The sequence below is a fragment of the Paraburkholderia sp. Ac-20347 genome (assembly GCF_017104805.1).
GTDB lineage: Bacteria > Pseudomonadota > Gammaproteobacteria > Burkholderiales > Burkholderiaceae > Paraburkholderia > Paraburkholderia tropica.
Window position 1 is genome coordinate 1 of the sequence record NZ_JAAGPN010000522.1, and the last position, 2276, is coordinate 2276.

The 2276-nt window shown below is 67.9% G+C and carries 1 protein-coding gene; it reads left to right on the plus strand.

Features of this window, described 5'->3' with window-relative positions:
- Positions 1-2276: PAS domain S-box protein (locus G3N97_RS38315; RefSeq protein ID WP_241031092.1), on the plus strand; the 2276-nt coding region annotated here is incomplete at both ends.

Sequence of the window (2276 nt, forward strand, 5' to 3'; positions counted from 1 at the left end):
CGATCGAGGACTACGCGATCTTCCTGCTCGACCCGCGCGGCTACATCGTGAGCTGGAACAACGGCGCGGCGCGCATCAAGGGCTACGACGCCCACGAGATCATCGGTCAGCATTTCTCGCGCTTTTACACAGATGAAGCCAACGGCCGCCGCTGGCCCGAGCACGAGCTCGAACAGGCCGCGCTGCACGGCCGTTGCAACGACGCAGGCTGTCGCGTGCGGACGGACGGCTCGATGTTCTGGGCCAACGTCGTGATCACGGCGCTGCGCGAACAGGACGGCTCGCTCGCCGGCTGCGCCAAGGTCTCGCGCTTCCACACGACCGCGAGCAGCCAGGTCTACACGCTGCGGCACTCGCAATACCGTCATGAAGCGCTCGTGCAGCCGATCGAGGACTACGCGATCTTCCTGCTCGACCCGCGCGGCTACATCGTGAGCTGGAACAACGGCGCGGCGCGCATCAAGGGCTACGAGGCCCACGAGATCATCGGTCAGCATTTCTCGCGCTTTTACACCGATGAAGCCAACGGCCGCCGCTGGCCCGAGCACGAGCTCGAACAGGCCGCGCTGCACGGCCGTTTCAACGACGAAGGCTGGCGCGTGCGCAAGGACGGCTCGATGTTCTGGGCCAACGTCGTGATCACGGCGCTGCGCGAACAGGACGGCTCGCTCGCCGGCTTCGCCAAGGTCACGCGCGACCTCACGGCCGAGCGCCGCCAGGTCGAGGCGCTGCGCCTGTCGGAAGAACGTTTTCGTCTGCTGGTCGAAAGCGTCAGCGATTACGCGATCTTCATGCTCGATCCGCAAGGCCGCGTGGTGAGCTGGAACAGCGGCGCGACCAACCTCAAGGGCTATCGCCCCGCCGAAATCGTCGGTCAGCATTTTTCCGTGTTCTATCCACCCGATGAAGCCGCCGCCGGCGCGCCCGAGCGCGAGCTGCGCCGCGCTGCCGAAATGGGACGCTGCATCAACGAAGGCTGGCGCGTGCGCAAGGACGGCTCGATGTTCTGGGCCAACGTCACGCTCACGGCCATTCACGACATGCACGGACGCCTGACCGGCTTCGCCAAGGTCACGCGCGACATGACCGAAAGCCGCCGCACCGACGAACTCGAGCATTCGAGCGAGCAGATGAAGCAGTTCCTCGCCATGCTCGCGCACGAGCTGCGCAATCCGCTCGCGCCGGTGCGCAACGCCATCGCCACGATGCAGCTGATGCCGGACGTGAGCCCCGAAATCGACCAGGCGCGCGATCTGATCGACCGGCAGATCGTGCATCTCACGCGGCTCGTCGACGATTTGCTCGACGTGGGCCGCATCACCTCCGGCAAGATCGAATTGCGCGAGGCGCCGCTCGATCTCTGCGAAGTGATGCGGCACGCCGTCGATGCCGCGCGGCCCTTCACGTCGGCGCGCCGCCAGCGCGTCGACGTGCACATGCCCGACGCGCCGATCGCGATGACCGGCGACCACACGCGCCTCGTGCAGGTGCTGCAGAATCTGCTGCACAACGCCTCGAAATTTTCGCCCGACGAGAGCCGCATCGTCATCGACACGCAGAGCGCGGCGCGCACCGTGCAGATCCAGGTGCGCGACGAAGGCCGCGGCCTGCGGCCCGACACCTTCGAGTCGATCTTCGGCCTTTTCAGCCAGGACCGCTCGATGCCGGGACCGAGCGAGAACGGACTCGGCATCGGCCTGATGCTGTGCCGCTCGCTCATCGAGCTGCACGGCGGCACGATTTCGGCGGCGAGCGACGGGCCCGGCATGGGCAGCACGTTCACGATCCGCCTGCCGCTGTCGCGCGCGACTGCGCAGAGCGCGGGCGCGAATCCGCTCGGCGACGGCCTGATCAGCACCGTCGAGCCGATCGCGAGCGCGCACGACGCGGCCGCGCCGCTGCGCGTGCTCGTGGTCGACGACAACCGCGATTCCGCCGACAGCCTCGCGATGCTGCTGGAGTTGAAGGGCCACGACGTGCGCGTGGCCTACAGCGCCACCCAGGCGCGCGAATGCGTGAGCGACTTCACGCCCGACGCCGCGCTCATCGACATCGCCATGCCCGAGATCGACGGCTATGCAGCGCTGCGTTTTCTGCGCGCGCACCCGCCGCTCGCGCACACGCTGTTCGCGGCGATGACCGGCTTCGGCCAGGCCGCCGACGTCGAACTGACGCGCGCGGCGGGCTTCGAGATGCATCTCGTCAAACCGGTGGACGCCGCGCTGTTCGACGAACTGCTCGCGCGCGCCGCCGTGCGCCGCGCCGCGCTGGCGCCG